The organism is Prevotella sp. HMSC073D09, from assembly GCF_001814145.1.
GTDB lineage: Bacteria > Bacteroidota > Bacteroidia > Bacteroidales > Bacteroidaceae > Prevotella > Prevotella conceptionensis.
In genome coordinates this window covers 17,438-25,676 of record NZ_KV815036.1, presented here as the reverse complement: position 1 = coordinate 25,676, position 8,239 = coordinate 17,438, and the positions used below count along the sequence as shown (strand labels likewise).

Genomic DNA, 8,239 nt, shown 5'->3' with positions numbered 1-8,239 from the left:
CTCCTAGATTTCCTAGCTCTCCTAGATTTCCTAGTTTCCCTAGATTTCCTAGTTTCCCTAGATTTCCTAATTTCCCTAGATTTCCTAGTTCTCCTAGGATTCTAGTTGACGAAACTCGCAAAGCATTTGGCTTAACTCCTTAACTCCATAACTCCTTAACTCCTCAAAAAGAACTCCTCAAAAAAGAAATTATGCAACACGGATATATCAAAGTAGCGGCAGCTATTCCTGCTGTTAAAGTGGCCGACTGCCATTTCAACGCCGAACAAACAGAGCTGCAAATCAAGCAAGCCAACGAACAAGGAGCCGAAATCGTGGTGTTTCCCGAACTAGGCATCACGGGCTACACCTGTCAAGACCTCTTCACACAGCAGCTACTCATCGAGCAAGCCGAACAAGCAGTAGGCTCACTGCTCGAAAACACGAAGGCGTTAGACATCATTGCCGTGGTTGGCGTGCCTGTCGCAGTAGACAGTGTCTTGCTCAATTGCGCCGTGGTCTTTCAAAGAGGCCACATCCTTGGCATCGTTCCCAAAACCTACCTGCCCAATTACAGCGAGTTTTACGAAAAAAGATGGTTCGCATCCACCCACCATCTCAACGAAACATCCATCCACTACGCTGGTCAGCAAGCCCTACTCACAGCGCAAAGCCAAATCTTCGTTACCGCCGATGGCGTAAAATTCGGCGTAGAAATATGCGAAGACGTATGGGCACCCAATCCCCCCGGCACTTATTTGGCACTTGCTGGCGCCGACATCGTTTGCAATCTCTCGGCCAGCGACGAGCTTATCGGCAAACACGCCTACCTTAAAAGTCTGCTAGCACAGCAAAGTGCGCGTACAATGGCAGGCTATGTGTACAGCGGATGCGGCTTTGGCGAAAGCACACAAGACGTGGTTTACGGTGGAAATGCCCTGATTTACGAAAACGGGAAACTCCTTGCCCAGAACAAGCGTTTTGATTTCGAGCCGCAAATCGTCATGTCCGAGATAGACATCTTTAAACTTCGTGCCGAACGGCGCACCAATAGTACCTACGTTAACGCCCAACACGGGCACACAGCCTTGTTGCATACGGCCAAAGCCCCTCTCGCCAACAAGCCTCTCGCCCTGCAACGCACCATCGACCCCTTGCCCTTTGTACCGCAAGACGAACAGATGTACGACAGTTGCGAAGAGATTTTCAACATCCAAGTGTCGGGCTTGGCCCAACGCCTTAAACACATCCATGCCTCAAAGGTGGTGCTGGGCATCAGTGGCGGACTAGACTCCACACTCGCCCTGCTTGTATGTGTGCGCACATTCGACAAGCTAGGCCTTTCGCGCGAGGGCATCATCGGCGTTACCATGCCAGGCTTTGGTACAACCAACCGAACCTACCGAAACGCCATCGACTTAATGCGCGAATTGGGAATAACCACCCACGAAATCAACATCGCCAAAAGTGTAACCCAACATTTCGAAGACATTGGCCACGACATGGCCGTGCACGACGTGGTGTATGAAAACGGACAGGCACGCGAACGCACCCAAATTCTTATGGATTTGGGCAACAAACTCGGCGGAATTGTTGTGGGAACGGGCGACCTTTCCGAACTGGCATTGGGCTGGGCCACCTACAACGGCGACCACATGAGCATGTATGCCGTAAACGTAAGCATCCCCAAGACCCTCATCAAGCACCTTGTTCGCCACGTTGCACAAACCATGCACAACGAGGCCACCTGCCAAACGCTTTACGATATCATCGACACGCCTATCTCACCAGAACTTATTCCTGCCGACGAAGCAGGCAACATCAAGCAGAAAACCGAAGATCTCGTAGGCCCATACGAGCTACACGACTTCTTCATCTACCACTTCTTGCGCCACGGTTTCACACCCCAACGCCTCTTTATCATGGCTCGTCATGCCTTTGCATCACCGCAACAACGCGCCAACCACTATTCCGACGACGAGATAAAGCATTGGCTAAGGGTGTTCCTCCGCCGTTTCTTCGCCCAACAGTTCAAGCGTTCGTGCCTGCCCGATGGCCCCAAAGTGGGTAGCGTTAGCCTTAGTCCTCGTGGCGATTGGCGAATGCCCAGCGATGCAACGGCCAAAATGTGGCTCGACGAGTGCGATAAACTCTAAACAAGAAAGTACACAAGAGGAGTTTTTATCTTGGTTTTTCATTACAAAGAAAATAAACTCCTCTCAATTTATAGAAATATTAAAAGTCAAGACGACTTCATCATCTATTATAATTGACATAGAAAACATCTAATAACGATGAAACAACTTTTGGGAATATTATTATCCATGATACTGGCTTTGCCTCAGCAATCATTTGCACAACAGCATTCAACCACTTCTAAAAAAACACGCGAAATGAAAATGTACGGGCGCGTGGTAGATAGTTTTACAAACCTTGCCATCGTCGATAGTAAGATAACCTTGATGGCTCCTGATAGCACGGTTATTGATTCTTGTTCCACACAGACTTGGAACAGGAATGCCGTTCACCCGGAAGCCTATTTCTTTATGATACCCAAGGTATCCGAAGGCAAATATATCATCAAGGTGGAAAATCCCAAATACGAAACCACTTACTACAATCATGAGATTAGCTTCAAGACTCGTGCAACGGTGATTGACTTGAAAGACCTTACCCTGAAACGAAAACGAATGGAAGATGTGGAACATAACTTGGTCGAAGTAGTGGTGAAGAGTACCAAAATCAAAATGGTTAACAAAGGCGACACCATTGTCTTTAATGCCGAGGCCTTCAACCTTCCCGAAGGTAGTATGCTCGATGCGCTCATTCGACAACTGCCTGGAGCAACGATGAACAGCAATGGTGAGATATTCATTAATGGCCGTAAACTCGATTACCTCACACTCAACGGAAAGGATTTCTTCAAGGGTAACAACAAACAACTCATCGAAAACCTACCCAATTACACCGTTAAAGACCTCAAAGTGTTTGAAAAGAGCACCGAAAAGAGCCAGGCTATGGGCATTGACGTTGAGAAAAAAGACTACGTGATGGATATTCAACTGAAGAAACAATACGAAAAAAACTTCATCGGTAATGCCGACATTGCGGGTGGAACCAATAGCAGATACGCCCTCAAGTTGTTCGGCTTGTATTTTACACCACGCATACAAGTCTCTACCTTTGCCAATATCAACAACGTAAACGAAGACCGAAAGCCAGGCGAGAAGGGCGACTGGGATCCTACCAAGTTGCCAAAAGGACAAGTAACCCGAAAGACCATCGGTCTAAACTTTGCCAACAGTAACGAGAAGAACACGGTAAATAATAGTCTATCGACAAGTGTTTCATGGCTCAGCACCCATAATATCACACACACGGCAGCTGAATCTTTCTTGGGTACCGCTAACAACAACTTTACACGACGCATTAACAATAGTACCACCAAGAATACTATTTATGAACTAAATGATCAGTTTCATGTCAATAAGTCATACCAACTTATGGCTATGCTGTGGTTGAATTATAACAAGTTTGATAACTTCAGTACAGACAAGTCTGCCTCTTTCCAGACTGCCCCCAAGAGTTTAGGGTCAACAGAAGCTATCCTTGACTCTGCTTTTACCTTACCCCTTCAACGGCTCTCCACCTATAAAGGCATAAATAGGCAATTGTCTCAAACGCTCGGCAATGGTCATACACTCAGTTCAGCATTGGATACATACTTGGGAAAACCTTTAAAATCGGGTGACAGAATAGGAGTTCAAGTCAAAAGCACATACGAAAACATCAAGAATTATGCCTTTAGCAAATACCAATTAGACTATCTTCAGGGGGCGGGAAAGAAAGATTATCGCAATCGATATGATGAATCACCTTCTTATACCTATTCATATTCTTTTAGTCCTCAGTACATATTTGTTCTCCCTTCAGGCTTTAACCTCATCACTGGGTATGAATACAGGCAAGCTGGCAATTATCGAAACAACAACAAATTTCGATTAGACCGCTTGAAAGAGTGGCAGAATGAAGACCATAGTATTGGAAGTTTGCCTTCTAAGCGGGATACCCTCTTACGTTCGTTAGACCTCGATAATAGTTATACAGGCTACTACATGAGCAAACAACATATGGGAGTACTGGGTGCACATTATATGAAAAGAAAAGGAAAAAACTCCTTTACATTTGGCGCATTTACGTCTCTAAGCCATAAAAAAGAACAATTGGATTATAGAAGTGAACCGGTAACAAAAGCTATTTCTCGGAATAATTGGGTCAAACAAATAAACTTTTCAGGTCAATTGATTCATAATGAATATCAATTTATGGCGTGGGGTAATTCGACAACCACTACTCCCGATATGTATTCGTTGATTGACCGCCGCGACAACTCCAACCCTTTAGCCATATCATTGGGAAATCCGAACTTAAAAAATAGCAGACAGAGTTCATTGGGAATAAGATTTAGCGATAAGCATAATAGACGATACAATTTACCTTCCATCTACTTCGGTATTCAAGAAACGCACAATGCCGTGGCAAACGGGTTCATCTACGACCCACAAACGGGGGTATATACTTATAAACCCGAGAACGTAAACGGCAACTGGTCAGCACATAGCGATATTTATTATAATGTTCCGTTGGATAGCATGAAATACTTCAACTTATTCACCGAAATAGAATATAACTACGACCACAATGTAGACTTGACGGGAGTTGCAGGACAAACGAGTAGCGTATTGAGCAAAGTGAATAACCACACTACCCGCCAATACCTGGAGGTGAAGTACCAAAAAGAAACCTTAAGCTTGAGTTTGATGGGACAGCTCTCATGGCGAAACGTCAATAGTACCCGTAAGGGCTTTACACCCTTCAACACCTACGACTACGAATATGGCTTCATCGGTTCGTATAGTATGAAAACGGGATTGGAAATGGGAATGGATCTCAAGATGTTTAGCCGAAGAGGCTATGCCGATGAGCAGATTAATACCAACAACTTGATGTGCAATGCGTACGTTACTCAAAGCTTCATGAAAGGTAGATTTGCCGTGAAACTCGAAGCGTTCGACCTTTTCCATCAACTTAAGAGCGTAGATTATCAAGTGAATGGTCAAGGAAAGAGCGAGATACGCTACAACACAATCCCCCACTACATCATGCTACATGCTATTTATAAGATGAATGTGGGAGGGAAGAAATAGGGATACCTCACCCACTTACCTATTTCCTTTATATTCAATAGCGCATCAGTGATTTAGACACAACCTCCGGCTGGTAAACAATTTCATACAACCTGAGTTCGGCATAGTTGTAGGACATCAGAATTTGCTCTTAAAAAGAGAATCTTATAAATTCGCACTTGCTACTTTAATACATAAAGCGTTAAACAATGTTGCCCCATGCTTTATTTCAAACACTTTTCTTATTTTTGCATCAAATATGACATATCCGCAATTTAGCTCTTGTGCTTCATAACCTATCATAAATCGAAAATACAATTCATGAATCGCCTACTAATAAATACACCAATTACTGCAAATTGGGATTCTGATACAAATATTGATAAAAAATCTGTTATGGATGCCGACAATATTCTTCGTTCAAGTCAGGCAGACATCGCATATCCTTATAATGGAATTGTTTATCAAACATCAGATATTTTGCGGAGATATTATTTTAAACACTAAAGATATCAAGATCCTCTATAAAAAACTAACATGCTTTATTTTCTTTGCAATCAGCCAATGTATGGAGGTGACGTATTTGTAAATAGTAATAAATATATTGATGTGGACATGAAAAATGAAAGACATTATGGATGGGGTAATGAATATTATGACTGCCATAATAGATTCACAAACCTTGGAAATAATGTATATAGGGTTGATGCTCATTTATTCCATTTATATCATCCGAGAAAAGAGAATAGCTCTTTTCGCCCAAAAACATTTCACCATATCTTCCAATGAGTTATTTAGAATATCAAATAGTTCTAAATAAGAGCTACTGAATTACATAAAATCATTTAAATACGAATATTTTTAAAAGATAGTGTTGATTATGAATATACTAGAAACCAACCATCTCACTTTTAACTACAGAAATCATTCTGTATTAGAAGACATTAACTTGAAGATTCCAGAGGGTTCCATTTATGGATACTTAGGCAAGAATGGGGAGGGTAAATCTACTACGATAAAGATACTTTTAGGATTGGAGCAAACCCCAAAAAATACGGTATTTTTCAATCAAAAAGAATTTCATTCTAACAGATCGTATATCCTTCAAAATATAGGATGCCTGGTAGAACAACCATTCTTCTATGCAGATTTGAGTGCCTATGAGAATCTAAACTATCTGGATATGCTATATCATTGTGGACAAAAGCGCATTAAAGAGGTTTTAGAACTTGTGAATTTGACCAAAGATAAAGACAAAAAAGTTAGAAAATATTCTACAGGAATGAAACAACGCTTGGGAATTGCGATGGCAATGTTTCATAATCCGAAATTACTCATTCTTGACGAACCACTCAATGGACTAGATCCGCAAGGTGTTTATGAAATGAGAGAGCTAATGCTCAAACTTCAAAGCGAAGGAAAAACGATTTTCATATCAGGACATATCTTAGCAGAACTGGAGAAAATATGCACACATATCGGAGTGTTAAATAACAAAAGATTATTGTTTCAAGGAGAAATTCATAGTCTACTCAATCAGAAAAAGCTTTCATATTTAATATATACGGACCAGCCGGAACGAGGCATGGAGATATGTAAAGAGCACTTGATTCCCGTAAATAGGATTTCTGACAGGACGTTTGTCATAGAAATAGAACAAGATGGCTCTTTTGACAGTTTTAGAAATTTAATGCAACAAAACAATATTCAAATTATATTTGCAGATAAATGCCAAGAAAAATTGGAGTCTGTATTCCTTCATCTAATAAAAACCGACTTATGAAACCAGTATCATTCTTTACCATTCTTAAAAGTGAACACTATAAATTAAGATTTAACATTGCCATTTGGCTCTTCTTGTTATTTCCTTTTTTCATTACTTTATATATTGATGTATATATCTTGTTTAAACATGCTGATGCTGTCAATAATCCGGCAATAACTTTTGATTATAATCCTTGGGTATGGTTATTGGGTAGATACATCTTTGAATTCTATAGTCTGCTTTATCCAATTCTTGCTGCCGTTTTGAGTTATTCTTTATGCGATGTAGAATATAAGAATTATGGATTTAGACTTCTTTTTACAAGACCTATGAGCAAGGTGACAGTTTACTCGAGCAAAATTGTCTTCCTTTTGGAGATTATCTTTATTTCTTCCCTTATAGGTTATCTTACTTTCCTCCTGTCTGGTTTTGCTCTGGATAAGTTATTACCTGGATATAAATTCTCCAGTTATAATGTTAATACCCTAATGGTTTCATATTTCTTGTATTTGTTTATAGCCCTTTCTGCTGTTTCATTTATACAATATAATCTTAGTTTGATTTTTAAGAGTTTTGTTTTACCTATTGGGTTTGCTAGCCTCATGACGATCTTTGGTATTATTGCTCAAAATAAAGATTATATCTATCTTATACCCTATAGCACAGTGTGGAGATTAAACCACTATGTTTATAGCGGAATAATAAACTTTTCAAAAAGCGAATACGCAAGCATAGCCTATGTGCCATTCTTTATCGTTATCTCATTTTTTGTATTTATAAGGAAAAAATAAAAGATACACCTGCTGCAAAAAAAGAATCAAACAATTGAAGTAGTCTTAACTTTTAATGTTTCTATAATTTGAGAGGGGCTTATTGTCTTTGTGCTGTAAAGCGAAGACAAACACTCCTCTTCATGTACAAAGTACTGGAACAAGGATACGATGAAATCTGATATTCCAGCCCATTTGTATGTGGCGAAACGTGGTTATATCTCAAAAAGTGGCCAAGTGGAAGTCGTCCTATTCATTCTCTACAAGTTGAAAAACCAGCTGTCGATAACATATTACTTCTGCGTTCCCATATACTGACTCCGTTGACCGTGGGTAGTATGCCCGGCAACCGCTCGCGCTGGCGGTAGTAAGCTTACGTGCTTTTCGTGCCGTTACCCATGCACGTGTACACACCGCAATCGCATTTTTGTCTAGTTTTTAGTCAGAAATTTAACATTATGAGTGCCATTTCCAGCCACCAATCGCCAACCTTGCCGCAAAAAAACGATTCTCGCGAAGGTTGGTTTTGATGCAAAAAG

Annotated in this window: 4 protein-coding genes; all 4 read left to right on the top strand. The window is 40.9% G+C overall.

Annotated elements, in window-relative coordinates; all coding sequences use genetic code 11:
• The first annotated feature begins 191 nt into the window (after positions 1-191).
• The 4 genes from HMPREF2955_RS01660 (at position 192) to HMPREF2955_RS01640 (ending at position 7,721) form a co-directional block, all read left to right on the top strand.
• Entirely contained in the window at positions 192-2,135 is a 1,944-nt protein-coding gene (locus HMPREF2955_RS01660; protein ID WP_070720282.1) for an NAD(+) synthase, read from the top strand.
• Positions 2,136-2,273: 138 nt separating this feature from the next.
• Entirely contained in the window at positions 2,274-5,186 is a 2,913-nt protein-coding gene (locus HMPREF2955_RS01655) for a hypothetical protein (protein ID WP_070720280.1), read from the top strand.
• An 859-nt stretch (positions 5,187-6,045) separates the two neighbouring features.
• Complete coding sequence (locus HMPREF2955_RS01645; RefSeq protein ID WP_070720276.1) at positions 6,046-6,948, top strand: ATP-binding cassette domain-containing protein; 903 nt, start codon at positions 6,046-6,048, stop codon at positions 6,946-6,948.
• Positions 6,945-7,721, top strand: coding sequence for an ABC transporter permease (locus HMPREF2955_RS01640; RefSeq protein WP_070720274.1), 777 nt, complete (start codon positions 6,945-6,947; stop codon positions 7,719-7,721). The genes HMPREF2955_RS01645 and HMPREF2955_RS01640 overlap by 4 nt, the downstream gene beginning before the upstream one ends.
• Positions 7,722-8,239 lie beyond the last annotated feature (518 nt).